General features: G+C 66.9%; 14 protein-coding genes. 6 read left to right on the top strand and 8 right to left on the bottom strand.

What is annotated here, in order from left to right:
- Window positions 1-113: 113 nt before the first annotated feature.
- Window positions 114-1,403: an MFS transporter gene (locus ACFC3J_RS08010; protein WP_375195657.1), complete on the bottom strand. Its 1,290-nt coding sequence runs from the start codon at window positions 1,401-1,403 to the stop codon at window positions 114-116.
- Between the two features lie 79 nt (window positions 1,404-1,482).
- Between ACFC3J_RS08010 and ACFC3J_RS08005 the strand changes: the two genes are divergently transcribed.
- Complete coding sequence (locus ACFC3J_RS08005; protein WP_375195656.1) at window positions 1,483-2,058, top strand: TetR/AcrR family transcriptional regulator; 576 nt, start codon at window positions 1,483-1,485, stop codon at window positions 2,056-2,058.
- Window positions 2,059-2,107: 49 nt separating this feature from the next.
- Entirely contained in the window at window positions 2,108-3,100 is a 993-nt protein-coding gene (locus ACFC3J_RS08000; RefSeq protein WP_375195655.1) for a lysylphosphatidylglycerol synthase transmembrane domain-containing protein, read from the top strand.
- Here the strand turns inward: ACFC3J_RS08000 and ACFC3J_RS07995 are convergent.
- The 4 genes from ACFC3J_RS07995 to ACFC3J_RS07980 all read right to left on the bottom strand — a co-directional run bounded on the left by ACFC3J_RS07995 (window position 3,085) and on the right by ACFC3J_RS07980 (window position 8,538).
- The gene (locus tag ACFC3J_RS07995) at window positions 3,085-4,614 is read right to left on the bottom strand and encodes an ArnT family glycosyltransferase (RefSeq protein WP_375195654.1); all 1,530 of its coding nucleotides are present in this window, start codon (window positions 4,612-4,614) and stop codon (window positions 3,085-3,087) included. The two genes, ACFC3J_RS08000 and ACFC3J_RS07995, sit on opposite strands and share 16 nt — an antisense overlap.
- Window positions 4,615-4,616: 2 nt before the next feature.
- Window positions 4,617-6,113: an aspartate aminotransferase family protein gene (locus ACFC3J_RS07990; protein WP_375195653.1), complete on the bottom strand. Its 1,497-nt coding sequence runs from the start codon at window positions 6,111-6,113 to the stop codon at window positions 4,617-4,619.
- Window positions 6,114-6,211: 98 nt separating this feature from the next.
- The gene (locus ACFC3J_RS07985) at window positions 6,212-6,874 is read right to left on the bottom strand and encodes a response regulator (protein ID WP_375195652.1); all 663 of its coding nucleotides are present in this window, start codon (window positions 6,872-6,874) and stop codon (window positions 6,212-6,214) included.
- Window positions 6,871-8,538, bottom strand: a complete 1,668-nt coding sequence (locus ACFC3J_RS07980; RefSeq protein ID WP_375195651.1) for a histidine kinase — start codon at window positions 8,536-8,538, stop codon at window positions 6,871-6,873. The genes ACFC3J_RS07985 and ACFC3J_RS07980 overlap by 4 nt, the downstream gene beginning before the upstream one ends.
- Before the next feature lie 158 nt (window positions 8,539-8,696).
- Between ACFC3J_RS07980 and ACFC3J_RS07975 the strand changes: the two genes are divergently transcribed.
- The gene (locus ACFC3J_RS07975) at window positions 8,697-9,746 is read left to right on the top strand and encodes an endonuclease/exonuclease/phosphatase family protein (RefSeq protein WP_375195650.1); all 1,050 of its coding nucleotides are present in this window, start codon (window positions 8,697-8,699) and stop codon (window positions 9,744-9,746) included.
- Here the strand turns inward: ACFC3J_RS07975 and ACFC3J_RS07970 are convergent.
- The 3 genes from ACFC3J_RS07970 to ACFC3J_RS07960 all read right to left on the bottom strand — a co-directional run bounded on the left by ACFC3J_RS07970 (window position 9,718) and on the right by ACFC3J_RS07960 (window position 13,564).
- The gene (locus tag ACFC3J_RS07970; protein WP_375195649.1) at window positions 9,718-12,087 is read right to left on the bottom strand and encodes a TonB-dependent receptor domain-containing protein; all 2,370 of its coding nucleotides are present in this window, start codon (window positions 12,085-12,087) and stop codon (window positions 9,718-9,720) included. The two genes, ACFC3J_RS07975 and ACFC3J_RS07970, sit on opposite strands and share 29 nt — an antisense overlap.
- Complete coding sequence (locus ACFC3J_RS07965; RefSeq protein WP_375195648.1) at window positions 12,032-12,967, bottom strand: FecR domain-containing protein; 936 nt, start codon at window positions 12,965-12,967, stop codon at window positions 12,032-12,034. The genes ACFC3J_RS07970 and ACFC3J_RS07965 overlap by 56 nt, the downstream gene beginning before the upstream one ends.
- 69 nt (window positions 12,968-13,036) lie before the next feature.
- Window positions 13,037-13,564: an RNA polymerase sigma factor gene (locus ACFC3J_RS07960; RefSeq protein ID WP_375195647.1), complete on the bottom strand. Its 528-nt coding sequence runs from the start codon at window positions 13,562-13,564 to the stop codon at window positions 13,037-13,039.
- A gap of 164 nt (window positions 13,565-13,728) precedes the next feature.
- Here ACFC3J_RS07960 and ACFC3J_RS07955 point away from each other — a divergent pair, with 164 nt between their 5' ends.
- From ACFC3J_RS07955 to ACFC3J_RS07945, 3 genes are read left to right on the top strand one after another with little or no spacing between them, the layout of a single operon-like run.
- The gene (locus ACFC3J_RS07955) at window positions 13,729-14,925 is read left to right on the top strand and encodes a hypothetical protein (RefSeq protein WP_375195646.1); all 1,197 of its coding nucleotides are present in this window, start codon (window positions 13,729-13,731) and stop codon (window positions 14,923-14,925) included.
- On the top strand, window positions 14,922-15,713 hold the full coding sequence (locus ACFC3J_RS07950; protein ID WP_375195645.1) for a glycosyltransferase family 2 protein: 792 nt from the start codon (window positions 14,922-14,924) through the stop codon (window positions 15,711-15,713). The genes ACFC3J_RS07955 and ACFC3J_RS07950 overlap by 4 nt, the downstream gene beginning before the upstream one ends.
- On the top strand, window positions 15,710-17,011 hold the full coding sequence (locus tag ACFC3J_RS07945) for a lipopolysaccharide biosynthesis protein (protein ID WP_375195644.1): 1,302 nt from the start codon (window positions 15,710-15,712) through the stop codon (window positions 17,009-17,011). Before ACFC3J_RS07950 ends, ACFC3J_RS07945 begins: the two co-directional genes overlap by 4 nt.
- Window positions 17,012-17,013: the final 2 nt, after the last annotated feature.

Here is a 17,013-nt window from a genome sequence, read left to right as displayed (position 1 = left end):
CCGAGCCGAGGCCAGTTGCTGCACCTCGATCTGCGCGGGCAGCCCGGCGGGCGTGATGAAACCGTCCGGCCCGTTGCGCTGGGCATACCAGCCGTTCAGCATCATCCCTTCCTTCAGGCGGGGGCCAAAGCCTTGCTGCGCCCGCGATTGATCATCAACACCAGCGCCGCGCCGATCAGGCACAAAATGCCTGCCGCGACGAAGGCGGGCATATAGCTTTGCCACACCGTCCGGGAAAGGCCGCCCGCCAGCGCCGCGCTCGCCGCGCCAAGCTGGTGCCCGGCGAAGATCCAGCCGAACACGATGTTCGCCCGCTCCGCACCGAAACGCTGGGCGGTCAGCCTGACCGTCGGCGGCACGGTCGCCACCCAGTCCAGACCGTAGAACATGGCGAAGATCGACAGGCTGTAGAGCGAGAAATCGCTGAACGGGAGATAGAGCAGCGACAACCCGCGCAGCCCGTAATACCAGAATAGCAGCCAGCGATTGTCGAACCTGTCGGACAGCCAGCCAGACCCGAGCGTGCCCGCAAAGTCGAACAGCCCCATCATCGCCAGCATCGATGCCGCGCCCACCGCAGCCAGCCCATAGTCACCGCAAAGCGAAATGAAATGGGTCTGGACGAGACCATTGGTGCTGGCGCCACAGATAAAGAAGGAAAAGAAGAGGATCCAGAAAGTCGGCACCCGCGCAGCGTCCCTGAGCACATGCAGCGGCGTCATCAGGAGGGCGCCCAGACTGGCGGGCTGGGATGGCGCGGGGTGAATCTCCGCCTCGCCATAGGGCGGCAGGCCAAGGTCGGAGGGGCGATCGCGCATCAACAACAGGGCCGCCACCGCCGCCAGCAGGATCACGCCACACACCAGCATCACCGCCGCGCGCCACCCGAAATGGCCGGTCAGGCTGGCCAGCAGCGGCAGGAAGGCCAGTTGGCCCGTCGCCGTACTGGCCGACAACAGGCCCATGACCAGCCCGCGTCTCTGCGTGAACCAGCGCGTCGCGACCGTCGCGCCCAGCACCATGGCGGTCAGCCCTGTGCCTATTCCGATCACGACGCCCCATAGCAGCACAAGCTGCCACAATCGGCTCATGCCCAGCGACAGCAGCAGGCCGATGATGATGATGCTCAAAGAAATCAGCATCATCCGCCGCACGCCAAAGCGATTCATAAAGGCGGCGGCGAACGGCCCCATGCCGCCAAAGAGCAGGAATCGGATCGCCAGCGCGCCGGAAATATCGGCCGCGCTCCAGCCGAATTCCTTTTCCAGCGGCACGATGAACACGCCCGGCGCGCCGACCGCGCCCGCGACCACCAGCATGGTCAGGAAGGTCGTGCCCAGCACGGCCCAGCCATAATGGACATGGCGCGCCGCCAGCCTGCGCGCGATTAGGTTGGACAGCATGACATCCCTTTCGGCGAAAATCGGACTGGCGTTAAATGACGATTATCATATATAAGATCAAGAGGCCAATCGGAGCGATATGGATATGAAGGTCAGCAGGGAACAGGCGGCCCGCAACCGGGACAAGGTGGTGGAGACGGCTTCGCGGCTGTTCCGGGCGCATGGCGTGGACGGCGTCGGCATCAATGAAGTGATGCGCGAATCCGGCCTGACGCATGGCGGCTTCTACAATCAATTTCCTTCGAAAGAGGCCCTCGCAGCCGAGGCCTGCGCCGCATCCCTGGCGAAAAGCGCCGATAAATGGCGCGCCATTGCGGAGGCGGCAGGTCCGGAAAAGGCCGCGGCGGCCATAGCGGCCAATTATCTGAGCGCCCGCAATCGCGATGCGCCGGAAACGGGCTGCGCCCTGATCGCCCTGGGTCCCGACGCGGCGCGGCGCGGCGGCGGGCTGGCCCACGCCTATCGGGACGGGTTCGAGGTGCTGACCGGCATCATCGAAACCATGTCCAGCGGCCTGTCCCGCGAGGAGGCGCTGACGCGAATGGCCCAGCTGGTCGGCGCCATGGTGCTGGCACGCGGGGTCGGCGATCCGGCGCTGTCCGGCGAGATCATGACGGCGGCGCGCCATGCCCTGGGAACGGAGCAAGCGGAGTAATTCCTTCGCGCCCATGACGCGCCGTCCCAAGCTGCCATAGCATGCCGTCATGAGCGACCGGCAGGATCATTTCTGGCGCCTGACCTTAAGGCCCGGCCTGCGCATCGCTCTGCATTGCGGCGTCGGCGCCCTGCTGCTCCTCCTCTTCCTGTGCCAGATCGACTGGCATGCCGCCATGGCGATGCTGCGGCGCGCATCGGGCCTGCCGATCATCATCGGCCTTCTCGCCTATGGACTCGATTTCCTGCTACGGTCAGTGCGTTTCTGGATGCTGTTGCAGGCCGTCGCCGGCCGGAAACTGCCCTTTCGCGCCGTCCCCGCCCCTTTCGTCGCCAGCTTCGGCATCAGCGACCTGTTGCCGCTGCGCGCTGGCGACCTGTTCCGTCTCGGCTGGTTCCAGCGATCGATGGCGCTGCGGACCGGCAGCGTGCTGGGAGCGATGGTGATCGAGCGTTTCTATGATCTGGCGACGCTGCTGCTGCTCTGCGCCATGCTGCTGGGCCGGCACCTTCCCGCGCCCGGCGGCTGGCTGCTGACCGGCGCGGCCATGCTGGCGATCGTCGCCGCCCCCCTCGCCCTCGGCCGCCTCCCGCCATGGCCGGTGACGCCCGCCGCCAAAGGCCGGTTGCTCCACCGCATCGGGCACGGGCTGCATGACATGATGACGGCCTTCCGGGTGCTGCGCTCCTTCCGCCGGATCATGCTGCTCACCGCCGTCTCCCTGACCTGCTGGCTGCTTGAAGCGCTGCTGTTCCTCGGCGCCTGGGTGAGCCTCAGCGGCGCGCCCGGCCGGTGGATCGCGCCCATGGCCGCCTTCACCGCCAGCACATTGGGCACGCTGGTCCCCGGCCTGCCGGGCCATTTCGGCACGTTCGAGCTGTTCGGGCTGGAGGCTTTCACCCGCAGCGGGATCGCGCCGGACATGGCAGCCGCCGTGCTGTTGCTGGCGCATCTGCTGCTCTGGGCGCCCACCGCCCTGTTCGCGATCGTCTGGCTGCCCTTTTCCCGGTCGGGGCGGCCTGCGGTTCAGCTGCCGCTATAGATGGCGCCGTCGGCCCTGCGCGCGACGAGCCGCAGGTTCAGGCGCCGCACCAGCTCGGCCTCGCCGGCCATGTAAAAGCGCCAGTCGACGCGGTTCAGAAACACGACATAGGCATGACCCTGCGCCAGCGCCGACCGGGCTTCGGCCAGTTGCGCGGCATAGGGGAAATCCGGGTCCTCCCGACCCGTGCGCAGCATGATCGGCGCGGGAATGTTGCGCGCAGGACGACGCAGGACATAACCGATGGCATCCGGCCCGTTGCTGTAGAGAATAGCTCCCTGCGGCAAGGCTCCGACCGCCGCCAGGGTCGGCGATCCGGTCCATTGCAGCGAGGCATAGCCCACGCCTTCCCGCCAGGCCTGCCGGGTCCGCTCGGCGGTGCGCAGCATATGGCTGACCATCATGCAGAGCGCGAGGCCCGTCAGCCCGGCATGGGAAATCCGCGCCCACCCGGCACGGGGCAAGCGCCGTGCCATAACGATGGTCATCGTCATGATGCTGGTGCAATAGATCGGAAAGGCATAGCGGCTGTTGAGATGCAGATTGGCCTCGATCGAGGTCGCCAGCACAATGAAGCCCAGATAGGCGAAGAAGAAAAACCCCAAGGGAACGGCCAGCGCCGACGCATCCACCCGGCTTTCGGCCAGCATGGCCCGCACATGACGCACCCATAGCGCCACACTGGCTGCCAGCGCGGTCAGGAACAGCGCGCTGCGGAGCGCAAAGGGCACATTGTCCGGCGCGATCCAGGCGGTCAGCGCGTTGAAGCTGGTGAGCCAGTCCTGCGCGGTCATATTGCCATACCATTCGAGCGGACGGCCGGTCGACCGCCCGACCAGCCATTCGCTAAGCGCCGCCCAGCCAAGAAACAGCAGGGCGGAGGGCGCCGCGACGGTCAGGACGTCGCCGATCCGCCGTCGCATCGGCCAGCGCGGATCGATCAGCAGGAACAGGCCGATCGCCGCCCCCAGCGGCGGCCCGGTAAAGCGCGCCAGCGACGCCAGCCCCACCCCGCATCCCGCCGCCAGCAACCAGCGCCGGTCGTCCGTCCGCACATAGCGCAGCAAGGCCAGCATCGTCGCAAGGATCATCGTCAGAAACAGCGGCTCCGACATGGCGAGCGCATGCAGCGCCACGCTTTGCGGCGCGATCACGATCAGCACCGTGCCGAGCGCGGCGGGGCCGGGGCGCCCGGCCGCCTGCCGTAACAGGGTCCAGACCAGAAAGGCATTGAGCGCGCTCAGCACAAGACCCGCGACCCATGCGGCCCTGGCTATGTCCACGCCGGTCGCGCTCAGCCCGAACAGCAGCGCCGGATAGAGCGGCGCATCCCAGGGTCGGGCCGCCAGTCCCATATAGCGGGTGCTGTCCGGCAGGATGCCGATGCCATGGCGGGTCGACAGGATGAAGAACAGCGCCGCCACCAGCGGAAAGCCCAGCGCGCAGATGCGATCGGGCGCAGGCGGGGCCACGGAGGGCAGGACGGGGGCCTCCCGCGCCGGGACATGCAGCATGTTCAGTGATCCCTCGCCCATGGGCGGCCAATCAGGCGCCGGGCATTTTCCGCCACGAAACGCAACGCGGAATCGGCGATCCCGCGGGCGAATATTTCGTCCAGCCCGTCGACCAGCTGGTCGATCTCCTCCTCCATCACGACGAAGGGCGGCATGAAGTGCAATATGTCCCGCGCCCCCGGCTGGAAATGGACAAGGACATTGTGCCGTTCATAAAGCTGCCGCGCCACCGCCCCGATCAGCACGGACTGATAGGTCAGGAACAGCGGATTGTTCGACACGTCGATCAGTTTCGCCACCAGATCCTCGCGGAAATTCAGCCGGATCGCCCGGAACAGCCCGCGTCCGCGCACATCGATCAGCGTGCGGGGATGCCGCGCCTTCAACCCCTCCAGCCGCGCCCCCAGATAGGCGCCCATTTCCGCCGCATTGTCTATCAGGCCCTCGTCATAAAGGGCGTTCAACGTCTCGATCGCCACCGCGCAGCTTTCGCCAAGGCCGCTGAAGGTCGAACTGTGCAGATTGCAGTCGTCGCGATTGCCATAGGCGCGCTCGAACAGCGCCTTCGACGTCACCGCCGCCCCCATGGCGACCTTGCCCCCGCCCAAAGTCTTCGCCAGCGTGACGATGTCGGGCACCGTATCTTCATGCATGAAGGCGCAAAAGCGGCCGGTGCGGCCTGTCCCCACCTTCACCTCGTCGAAGATGGAGAGGATGTCGTGCTCCCGGCAAAGCTGCACGAATTGGCGCAGATAGCCGGGCGGCGGCACTTCGCAGGCGGTGCCCCGGATCGGCTCGATCATGGCGGCGATGATGCCGTTGCCGCCGCCGGCCATGCCCTCCGCCTCGATCGCGGCGCGCAAGGCATCGATGTCGCCATAGGGGACATAGACGACATGCTCCCTGGGGATGCCCAGCAGGAAACCCTTGTGCACGTCGGTCGCCGTCGTCAGCGCCAGCGCGCCATGGGTCTTGCCGTGAAAGGCGCCGCGCATGCACAGGAATTTGCGCTTGCCCTTGGGCGTCTGGATGCGTTCGGCCAGCTTCATCGCCGCCTCGTTCGCCTCCGCGCCCGATGTGGTGAAGAAGCTGGTGTCCAGCGGGTCCGGCAATATCTGCGCCAGATTATAGGCCAGCGCCGCCTGCAATTTGCTGGGCGAGAGTTTGGAACAGTCGAGCAGCCGCCGCTCATGGCACATGCGTTCGGCCGCGATCACGCGGGGGTGATTATGGCCCAGCCCCACGACCCCCATGCCCGTGGAAAAATCCAGTATCTGCCGCCCGTCGGCCAGATGCAGCACGGTGCCCTCCGCTGCCCGCACGTCCATCCGGTCAAGGCCCAATATGCCGAAAATCTGCAACATGTGGCGATTGAGATGATCGGCATAGAGCCGGTTGGCTCGCCCCATATCCAGCGCCATCGCATCCTCCAGCGATAACAGGTCCGGTTTCAACATGCAGGGCAGGTGCGGAAGCGCGTCCCGAATCTGCGTCGCCATGGCCTTTCCCCCAATCTCGTTTCGGTTGAGGAGCAAATTAAGGGCTGTGGGCCGAACGCCGGAATCCATGAAATTATATAGTTCGAAAGGGCTGTGCCCTACCCCTTCCAGCTATCCCCATTTGCGGCGCTCTCATCCTCCCTCTGATAATAGAGCGCGGCAAGGGCGGTGCGGTTGTTGATCCGCAGCTTCTGGAAGATGTTGTGCAGATGGATTTTCACCGTGCCTTCGCCCGCGCCAAGCTGGCGGGCGATCAGCCGGTTGGACAGGCCGCTGCATGCCAGTCCGGCAATTTCCCTTTCACGCGGCGTCAGGCCGGAAAGCCCCGGCGGAACCTGCTGCGACGGCAGGGGCGCCAACTTGGCGGCCACCTCTTCCGCAAACCAGCGGCGTCCGGCGGCGACGCTGCGCAGGCAGTCGATCAGCGTGTCGGGCGCCGCCTCCTTCAGCAAGATGCCCCATATGCCATGGGCCAGCGCCTCCGCGGCCTGGGACGGCGTGATCATCGCCGTCAGGAAGATGGTGCGCACCGGCAGGTCTGCGCTCCAGATCCGCCGCAGGACCGCCATGCCGCTGACGTCGGGCATGTTGATGTCCAGCACCGCAAGATCCGGCTTCAGCCGGTCGATCATGGCGAAGGCGTTGCTGCCCTCCGTCGTGCTGCCTACGACCTGAAAATCTGGCTCCATGGCGACCAGGTCGGCCAGGCCGCGAAGCAGAACCGGATGATCGTCCACCAGAAAGACGCGATAGGGGGTCACCGCCGATCAACCATGGCGAAGGGAAGCTCGATCCGCAGCGCCAGACCGGGGGCATAGCGGGTGATGGCCAGGCTACCGTCCATATCTTCCACTCTGGCGTGAAGGGATCGGGGCCATGGCGGCGCGCAGCTTTCCCCGGCGATCATGCCGCAGCCATTGTCGGCGATGCTGAGGCTCAGACCATGCGCGACCTGGCACAGTTCGACCTGAAGCCGCGTCGCCCCGCCATGACGCACGGCGTTGGCGGTCGCTTCGGACAAGAGTTGCGCCAGTTCGCGGTGGACGGTTGCAGGCGCCTCCATGCCGGGCGGATCAATGCGCAGATCGATGTCGCAGCCCCATTGATCGCACAGATCGTTCACATTTTGCGACAGGCTGGCCGAAAGATGCCGCAGGAAGGCGATGTCGGCCTTGCGGCTCCGTTCGACGAACAGGCGGATGCGACGCTGCTGTTCGACCATCAGCGCGCCGACGGCCTGAAGCGACTGCTGCGCAGGATCGGGCACGGCCATGGCCGCCGCCTTCAGCTTGAGCCGCGCCGCCGTCAGATCCTGCAACACGCTGTCATGCAGATCGCGCGCCAACCTGACCCGCTCCTGATCGCGGGCGCTGTCCGCGATGGCCTGCGTCAGCGCGAAGCGTTCCAGCTCATGGCCGATGCGCAGCGCCGTGATCCGCGCCAGTGAAGCGGCGTCCTCATGCCGATATTGCGCGTCCAGCACATGCAGCCGCCCGGCATAGCGCAGCCCGCAGAAGGAAGCGCTGTGGCAGCTGTCCAGACTCGCGGCCAGATCCTGCCAGCCCGTGGCCGCGACGATCATCTCCAATTCGCTGCGTTCGGCCCTGGGCGGCAGAAGCGCGGGCCCCGGACTCTGCCATCTCGCCTTCCAGAAAGGCTCGCCGGGATCATCCGCGACCGACAGCCCGGCCGGGCCGAACATCGCCAGCTGTCCCTTCGGCTCGTCGCGATCATGCCAGACCAGCACCAGCTTGGACGCGCCCAGCACGCTAGACGCATGGCTCAGCACGTCATGGAGCCATTCCGGCTCGTCCAGACTGGCGGGGGCCGCCGACCAGGATGCGAGTTGGCCCAGCCGATGGCTGCTGCGCGCCCGATAGGCGCCGAAATAGCCCAGCATCGCCGCCGCTACGAGGAAATAGGCCGACCGCATGATGACGACATTGAGTTCCGAATCCCCGTCCGTCAGGTCCCCCCAACCCACGGCGATCATCATCATCTCCATGGCCAGCGCGCCCAGCACCGCGCCCCGCATCCCCCAGCGCATGGTCGTGGCCAGCAGGATGAAGGGCACGAAGGGGAAAAAGGGACTGTCCAGCTCGTCGGTCAGATAGACCAGCAAGCCCAGCGCCAGCACGTCCAGCCCGTGGATGAGCAGATGCGCCGGACTGCCCAGCGGCCTGCGCAGCGGACGCAGGGTCAGAAAAAGCGAAAAGGCCACATAGGCCGCAAGAACGATATGCACGTCGCTCAGCGATTTTGCGGGCCGGGTCGGGTCCAGATAGATGGCCAGCGCCGCAAACAGCGCCGATACGAGCCGCCCGTTGGAAATCAGCCATTCGGGATCGGCGCCGATATACTGTTTCGCAAGGAGCCGCAGCCGGCCCAACCGCTCCTGAAGACGCCCTGACCCCGCTTCCCTCATCCTGCTGAAATTCTCACAAGATCAAGGCCGCGCTCAATTGCGATTATGGGTAGGCGTTGCCGGCGCGTCGCCAAAGGGCGCGATTTTCTCTCCGCGCAGGACTGAGGTGAAGCCCTGAGGCCGCCGTCAGATGCCCAATGCTTTCAGGAGAGCGGCCCTTGTCCATCCTCGGTCAAGCCTTTCGGGTTCTGGCGGCTGCCGCATTGCTCGCTCTAGCGCCGTCCGCCGATACGCGCAGTTCCTTCCTTCCCGATGCGCCGCGCTCCTTTGACGGCACCCTGTCGGTGATGACCTACAACATCCACGGCCTGCCCTGGCCCGTCGCATGGGGCCGGGACGCGGACTTTACCCGCATCGCGGCCAGGCTCCGCCTGCTGCGCAGCGAGGGCCGCAACCCCCATGTCGTCGTCCTGCAGGAAGCCTTCACGCAAGAGGCGCAGGCGATCGGGCGCAATGCGGGCTATCGCTACATCGCCACCGGCGCGGATCAGGACGCGGTCAACGGTCAGGCGCCGACCGCCAGCGACCGCGCCTTTGCCGCCGCCGAAAGCTGGCGGCACGGCGAAGGGCTGCCCAAATTCGTCGGCAGCGGCTTGCAGATCCTTTCCGACTACCCCATCGCCGACAGCCGCAGGATCGTTTTCCCCGCCTTCGCCTGCGCGGGGTTCGACTGCCTGGCCAACAAGGGCGCGCTGCTGGCCCGGATCACATTGCCGGGACGGGCCGATCCGGTCGACATCATCACCACCCATCTCAACAGCCGCCGCGCATCGGGTGTGCCCAATGATCGGTCGAACCATGCCTATGGCGTGCAACTGGCCTGTCTTGGCGATTTCATCCGCCGCAATCACGACCCCCGCGACGCGCTGATCGTCGCGGGCGACTTCAACATGGGGCATGATCCCGCCCGGCGCAGCGGCCTGCTCGGCGGCGCGTTCCGGCAATGGCTGCCCGGAGCGACGGTGGCGGACGCCTATGACGAGGCCGCCCGCAAGGCCATTCCGCTGAGCGGCGACGCGCAATATTCCCGCTATCGGGCGCGGGACTGGGAGTTCTTCGCCGCAGGGCGCACCATGGCCTTTTCCCTGCGCGGCATCGACGTGCCCTTCGGTCATGCCGCCGACGGCAGCATGTTGTCGGACCATGTCGGCTACACCGCCATTTACGACGTAAAGCCGCTCACCAGCGCCGCGCCAGCGAAAGCGTGAACGCGCGCGGCCGCAGCGGCGTATATTGCGGCGCGACCCGGATCGAGAAGGGATTGCCGAAGGCGAAGCTGTCGCCGCGCAAGTCGAACAGATTGTCGATGCGCAGGCCTGCCGTCCATGGCCCGCGCTCCAGCGTCGAATTGACCGCCACGGTCGTATAAGGCTGCATGGCGCGATCCAGATCATCGTCGAAACTCAGCCGCGCCTTGCCGATATAATTGGCCTGAACCGCGGTCTGCCCGCTCCATCCGCCCCACCTGTAGCTGCGCGACAGAGCGGCGCGGCCGGACAGACCCGGCGTGATCGGCAGCCGGCGGTCCTCCAGTTCGGTGCCGTTTTCCGTGCGGGTCAGCCGCGCATCCTGCGCCGACCCGCCCAGCGTCAGGGTAAAGCCCGCCCCGATCTGCCAGTCCGCCGCCGCCTCCACCCCGATGATGCGGCCGCGCCCGGCATTGCGGGTCGTGATCAGGCCGTTGGCGAGCAGATAGTCGGACTGGATCTCCTGCCAGTCGGTATAATAGGCGCTGCCTGACAGCAGCAGCCGATCTCCCCAGAAGCCGCGGCGCATGCCGAGGTCGAACGTGCCCAGCTCATCGGCGTCGAAATGGCCCGACGCGGTCATGCCCGACGGCGCGAGGCCGCCCGGGCGCATCGCCCGCGCATAGCGCAGATACACTATCCCGCCGCCCGCAAGATGATAGGCCAGAGACAGGCTGGGCGACAGGATGATCTTGCCGGTCGATTCATCGACCCGCCTCTTGCCCGCCTCCCGCGTTTCATCCTGCGCCAGCGAATAGAAGAGGCGCGCCCCCAGCGTGGCGTCGAGCCGCGCCATGACCGGCACGGTGGCCTCCCCGAACAGCGCATATTCCGTGACGATGCGGTGGGTCTGCTCGACCGTGCGCGGCGTTCCGCTCGCCCCGGTCACGATCGCCCGGTCGCTGGCCACCGCCCGCAGATAGGATGCGCCCGCAACCCAGCTGCTGCCCTTGCCGGATGACAGGCGCACCTCCTGATTGAACAGCGAATAATGGCGGTCGTCGTTGAACCAGGCCGCGCCCGACAGGCCGAAATCCGCGGCGGCGGCGCTGGCGTCCAGCCCATAGCCAAAGGCATTTCTGACATAGCTGGTGGCCGACAGCAGTTGCAGGCCGCCCAGACGCCCGGTGACCGTGCCATGCACCAGCATGAAGTCATTGTCCGTGGGTTCGGGAATATGGCCGGGCCGCTCCAGTCCCCTGCCCGCCGCCAGCAGATATTGGCTGTCGCGTGAGGCGATATTCTGCACCGCATAGCCCGCGTCGACCGTCCAATCCGGCGACAGCGCCCATTTCAGGCCAAGGCGCAGGCCGCTGGTCCGGGTCGCATTGCTGTCGTTCGCCACCCCTTCATTGTCGATCCACCCGCCGTCGAGGAAGCGGTATCCGACCGCCCTTACCGCCAGCCGCCCCTCGACCAGCGGCAGGTTGACCATGGCTTCCCCGCCGCTGCCCGTGCCGCCATGATCCACCACCGATCCCGACAGCCGCGTCCAGCCGGACGCCTCGTCCAGTTCCGGCCGCCGGGTCACGACATGATAGATGCCGCCCAGCACGCCCGATCCGTAAAGCGGACCCTGCGGCCCCTTCAATATCTCCACCCGATCGACGTCGATCAGGCGCAGGTCGGGATCGGGGGCGTTATAGGTCACGCGGGCATCGTCGACCTGCACCGCCACGGTGGACTGGCTCTGCCCCAGAAAGGGGCTGTCGGCGACGCCCCGGATGAACTGCCGGTTCCGGCCCGGACCCAGATTGGTCATGGCCAGTCCCTCCATGCTCAGGCTCATGTCCCGGCTGGCCAGCGAGCGCGAGGCCGATCGCAGACCATCGGGTCCCAAGAGGGAGACGGACAGCGCCACATCGTCCAGCGATTGCGGCCGCTTCAGCGCGGTCACGACGATGTCCGCACCCGGACCCGCAGGCGGCAGCCCGGCCGGGACCGGCGCCCGCTCAGCCGCCCGCGATAACGCCTCCTCCAGCCGGTAGAGCCGCGGTCCGGCCCGCACGGCGCGCAAATGCGTGCCGTCCAGAAGCTTGCGCAGCGCCGCCTCCGCCGTCATGCTTCCGCTGACCCGCCGCACCGTCACCACCGGCAGGGCACCGGGATAGCCGACGGAAAGCCCCGTCAGCTCCGAAAAACGCGAAAGGCTGGCTGAAAGCGGACCCGCCGGAAGGTCGAAACTAAACCGTTCCTGCCCCGCCGGTTTTTCCCTGGCCTGCGCCGGGCCGATCCCCGGACTTCCCTCAGCGAGCAGCACCGCCAAGGCGAAGGGCGCCGCCACCCTGCGAATGGACCGCAAGGTCCATGACGGCCGCGAGATCGGGCAACAATCTCGATCCATCGCCAATGACGAGCGTGCCCGAAAAATGCCTGTTCTCCAGCGACGAATCGACGATGATGCGATGGCCCGAATAGCGGGAAATGTCGGCCGCGACGAGGGCCAGCGGCGCATCGCTGTAGGATAGCCGCCCCTCGCGCCAGCTGCCGATATCGGCCGCAGCGACCGGCGCCAGCGCCAGGGCGCCGCCCGCCCCGCTGGTCAATTGCTGCCCGGCCTGCAACCGCACCTGCCCGTCCGCCTCATCGGAACTGACGGCGACCGTGCCCTCCGACACGCCGACGCGGAATGCGCCGCCGGACAGATTGACGGAAAAGCGGGTGCCGATGTCGGTGATGCGATAGGGACCGGCCTCGACCGTCAGCGTGCGCGAGGGATCATGGCGCACGGCGAAATAGGCCTCGCCGCTCGCCAGCTCGATCCGCGCCGCCTTGCTGCCATGGACGACGATCCGGCTCGCAGGGGACAGGATGATGTCGGCGCCATTGGCCAGCGCCACGGTCCGGCTGCGTCCGGCGCCGGCGGCATAGCTGGTGACGGTTTCGGGCGCCTGCATCATCGGCACGCCCACCGCCACCGCCAGCGCGGCGACGAGACCGCCGCCGATCGCCCAACGGCGGGACCGTCGCGGCACTGGAATGGACACGGACACCGGCGCCGCCTGCGCCTCCAGCAAGGCGCGGACGCCGTCCTTATGCTCGTCCACCATGGCGGCGGTCAGGGCGACGGAATCAAAGGCCTCGCGATGGCGCGGATCGGCCTCCAGCCAGGCCGTATAGCCTTCCCAGTCCGCGTCGTCGCGCGCAAGCTCGGCCTGCCAGGCCAGCGCTTCGTCGATCACCCTGTCGCCCAATGTCCGAACCGCTTCCTTCCCTTTACCTCGCACAGACGGCGCGCCCGTCCGTTTACCTCAGCCCAGCAATGCGCGGCGCAAATATTTCATGGCGACGGCCATATGTTTCTCCACCCCGCTCTTGCTGATCCCCAGCCGCTGCGCAACCTCCGCATGGCTCAGCCCGTCCAGCTTGTGCAGTTCGAACGCCCGCCGCGCGCCGTCGGGCAGGTTGGCGATCGCGGACGCCAGCGCGGCCACCTCCTCCCGGGCGATGATCTGGTCCTCGGCCGTCTGGCGCCGGTCGGACGGCTCGACGCCGGGCGGGGTGAAATCGCTTTCCTGATCCGACCAGCGCCGCTCCCGCGCCATGCGCCGCTGTCGCTCCCGCAGCCGGTCGACCACCAGATTCTGGGCCATGCGGAACAGATAGGCGCGGCCATTGTCGACGGGTCCCGCCGGGCGCTGCCGCGCACGCAGCCAGAGTTCCTGCAACAGATCCTCCGCCTCCACCGGATCGCCCACCCGCGCCAGCAACAACCGCCGCAGCTCGGCCCGATGCAGGCCGTAAAGCGTTTCGACATCGGCATCCTGATCGGCGTTCACATGCATGTTTCTGTCCGCCCGCCGACTCCGGAAAAAGTGGCTTCCTGGCCTCTGGGTAGTTAAAACAGCGCCCCGATCAACAAGCTGTTCGCAGTCTGAAAAAAAGTTCACATTCGCCCAAAAAGGCAACTGAGGTAGCATCGGTAGCGTGACGTCGGTGCCCCATGCGCATCGGATTCCTGTTCAATCACGACCAGATACATCAGGTCGCCCACAGCCTGCCCATCGCCATCGCGCTCGCCAAGGGCGGGTTCGACGGGCAGGTCATCGTGGCCACCACCAATGACCGGCTGGCGGCCGAAGTCGAGCGGCTGGCGGGGCCATGGCTGGGGTCCGCGATCCGGCATGTCCGTCTGACGCTCGCCCCCCGATCGGCGCGGATCGCGGGCCTGCTGGGCCGGCTGATCCCGGCGGGCAAGCTGATGCTCTACCGCGACAATCTGGATTTCTTCCGCAGCCTCGACATGCTGGTGGTCGCGGAAAAGACGTCGCTGCTGCTCAAGACGCGCTATGGTCTCGACAATCTGTTCATGGTCCATACCCGTCACGGCGCCGGGGACCGCGCCATCGGTTTCGACAAGGCCAGCGCCCGCTTCGACCATGTGCTCTGTTCGGGCGAAAAAATCCGCCGCCGCCTGATCGTGGAGGCGGGGGTCGATCCCGATACGATCAGCATCGTGGGCTATCCCAAGTTCGACATGGTGCGGCAGGCAGGCCGGACCCTTCATATCACCCGCGAACGGCCGGTGGCGCTCTATAACCCGCATGTGTCGCCGCATCTGTCCTCATGGTATCGCCATGGCCGGGACGTGCTCGACTTTTTCGGCCGTCATGACGATCGCGAACTGATCTTCGCGCCCCATGTCATGCTGTTCGAACGCCCCTTCGTCCTCACCATCGACCGGCTGACCGTCAACCGCGCAGGAACGATCGAGAACCGCTATCTGCATGGCGACAACATTCATTTCGATCTCGGCAGCCGGGCCTCCACGGACATGAGCTACACCATGGCCGCCGACATCTATCTGGGCGACGCCAGCAGCCAGATCTATGAATTTCTGCTGCATCCGCGCCCCTGCATCTTCCTCAACAGCCATGGCATCAAATGGCAGGGCGATCCCAATTTCACCCATTGGCAGGCGGGCGAAGTCATCAGCCACCCTGGCGAACTCGGCGCGGCGCTCGATCGTGCGGACCAGTTACATCACAACCATTATCGCGCCGTTCAGGCCCGGCTGTTCCACGAAAGTTTCGACCTCGATGGCCGTCCCTCCTCCGATCGCGCCGCCGACGTCATCGCTTCGCTCGCCCAACGGCGCCGGGCGAGCGTCGCGCACCGCCCGGCAGTCCGGGCGGCATGACGCAGAAGCTGACGATCATCCTGCCCTTTTTCAACGAACAGGGATGGATCGGCCCGACCATAGACAGCCTCGCCGCCCAGAGCGACCGGCGCTTTCGCCTGCTGCTGGTCGACAATGGATCGACCGACCGGGGCGCGGATGAGGCGGCGACCCATGCCGCGCCGCTGGGCGATCTTGCGGCCGTCATCCAATGCCCGGTGCCGGGCAAGATCCACGCCATGGCGGCAGGCGTCGCCCGCGTGGAAACCCCGCTCGTCGCGATCTGCGACGCCGACACCCATTATCCGCCCGATTATGTTCAGCGCGTCATCGCCCTGTTCGACGCCGATCCCGATGCCGCCGCCGTCATGGCCATCGACCTTTACGGGCCGCCGTCCACGCCGGAATCCCGCCGGCGCGCCGCGTTCATCCTGCGCAAGAGCCGCCGCTTTCCCGGCAAATGCCATGCCGGGGGTTATGCCCAGGCCTTCCGCACCCAAGCCCTGCGCGCCGCCGGAGGCTTTGACGCGGAACGCTGGCCCTATGTGCTGGAGGATCATGAGATCGTCCACCGGGTGATGCGCCACGGCCCCGCCCTGTATCATGCGGATCATGTCTGCTTCCCATCCGACCGGCGCGCCTGCCGAAAGGCGGTCAGCTGGACGCGGGCCGAAAGGCTGCTCTACCGCTACATCCCCGCCACCGCATTGGACTGGTATTTCTATCGCTTTCTGGGCAAAAGGCTCGCCGCCCGCGACGGCCATGGCACTGCCCTGCGCGCAAAGGACTGGTCGTCATCACCATCATGACGCAAAGCGCGGGGACCGCCGGACGCATTTTCAAGGGATTGGGGCTGGTGCTGGGCGGAAAGGCCGGGGCCGGGCTGATCAGCCTCGTCTATCTCGTCATCGCCGCGCGGGCGCTGGGGCCTCGCGACTATGGCATATTGGTGCTGGTTCACGGCTATGTGACGGCGGTCTGCGGCATCGTCGAATTCCCCGCCTGGCAGGCGATCGTCCGCTACGGGGCGGAGGCGGGCGAGGAAGACGCGCCGCACCGGCTGGCGCGGCTGCTGCGCTTCGGCACGACGGTCGAGCTGGCGGGCGGCGCGGCGGCCATCATCGCGACCATGGCGCTGGCCCCCTTTGTCGGCCCGCGCCTTGGCTGGCCGCCCGAAACCGTTGCCTTCGCCATTCCCTACAGCTTTGCCGTGCTGGGATCGGTGCGCTCGGCCCCGGCCGGCTATCTGCAACTGATCGACCGCTTCGACCTTATCGGCCTGCACAATATGGTCCAGCCCCTGGTGCGGCTGACGGGCGCGTCGCTGGCGCTGCTGATGGGCTGGGGCCTCAAGGGCTTTCTCGCCGCCTGGCTCGCCGCCGCGCTGGCGGAATTCGCCGTGCTATGGGGCATGGGCCTGTGGTGCGCGCATCGCCGTCTCGGCGCGATATTGCAGCGCCCCGAACAGGGCAGCGCCAGCGCGGACAATCCGGGCATCTGGCGCTTTCTGGTGGCCAGCAACGCCGACGTCACCTTAAGCGAACTGGCGGGCCGCATCGCGCCGCTGATCGTCGGCTGGGTTCTGGGTCCGGCCATGGCGGGCCTGTTCGCGGTTGCCCAGCGCGCCACCGTCGTCATCGCCCAGCCCGCGCAGATATTGGGCAACACCGCTTATGCCGAACTCGCCCGCATGGTCGCGGCGGACGAAGGCGGCGCGCCGCTGCGCCGGACGCTCTGCCGCGTGATCGGCATAGCCCTCGCCGCCGCGGCGCCCGTCACCATCGTCGCGGCGCTGTTCCCGACCCCCATTGTCACCCTCCTCGCCGGTTCCGCCTTCAAGGCGGCGGGCAGCGTCATGGTCGTGCTGATCGCCGCGCGCATGATCGCCGTGATCGGCCCGCCATGCAGCTCCGCCCTCTCCGCCATGGGCTATCCGGCCCTGTCGATGAGCGCCAACCTCTTCGCCAGCCTGATCTTCCTGCCGGTGCTGCCATGGCTGCTGCACCATGCGGGCCTGATGGGCGCCGGGCTTCAGGCGATGGGTCAGTCGCTGCTGGCAAGCGCGCTGCTCGCCGGTCTGGTCTGGCGCCGCAGCCTCGCCCAATGAGC

Origin of the sequence: Sphingobium sp., assembly GCF_041987595.1 — a bacterium.
In the GTDB taxonomy this organism is placed as follows: domain Bacteria; phylum Pseudomonadota; class Alphaproteobacteria; order Sphingomonadales; family Sphingomonadaceae; genus Sphingobium.
This window is presented reverse-complemented; position numbering and strand designations above follow the sequence as displayed.

Coding starts and splice junctions, on each gene's coding strand:
- ACFC3J_RS07955 (WP_375195646.1), top strand. CDS start 13,729: ATGCGCATCGGATTCCTGTTCAATCACGACCAGATACATCAGGTCGCC.
- ACFC3J_RS08010 (WP_375195657.1), bottom strand. CDS start 1,403: ATGCTGTCCAACCTAATCGCGCGCAGGCTGGCGGCGCGCCATGTCCAT.
- ACFC3J_RS07995 (WP_375195654.1), bottom strand. CDS start 4,614: ATGCTGCATGTCCCGGCGCGGGAGGCCCCCGTCCTGCCCTCCGTGGCC.
- ACFC3J_RS08005 (WP_375195656.1), top strand. CDS start 1,483: ATGGATATGAAGGTCAGCAGGGAACAGGCGGCCCGCAACCGGGACAAG.
- ACFC3J_RS08000 (WP_375195655.1), top strand. CDS start 2,108: ATGAGCGACCGGCAGGATCATTTCTGGCGCCTGACCTTAAGGCCCGGC.
- ACFC3J_RS07990 (WP_375195653.1), bottom strand. CDS start 6,113: ATGGCGACGCAGATTCGGGACGCGCTTCCGCACCTGCCCTGCATGTTG.
- ACFC3J_RS07945 (WP_375195644.1), top strand. CDS start 15,710: ATGACGCAAAGCGCGGGGACCGCCGGACGCATTTTCAAGGGATTGGGG.
- ACFC3J_RS07980 (WP_375195651.1), bottom strand. CDS start 8,538: ATGAGGGAAGCGGGGTCAGGGCGTCTTCAGGAGCGGTTGGGCCGGCTG.
- ACFC3J_RS07950 (WP_375195645.1), top strand. CDS start 14,922: ATGACGCAGAAGCTGACGATCATCCTGCCCTTTTTCAACGAACAGGGA.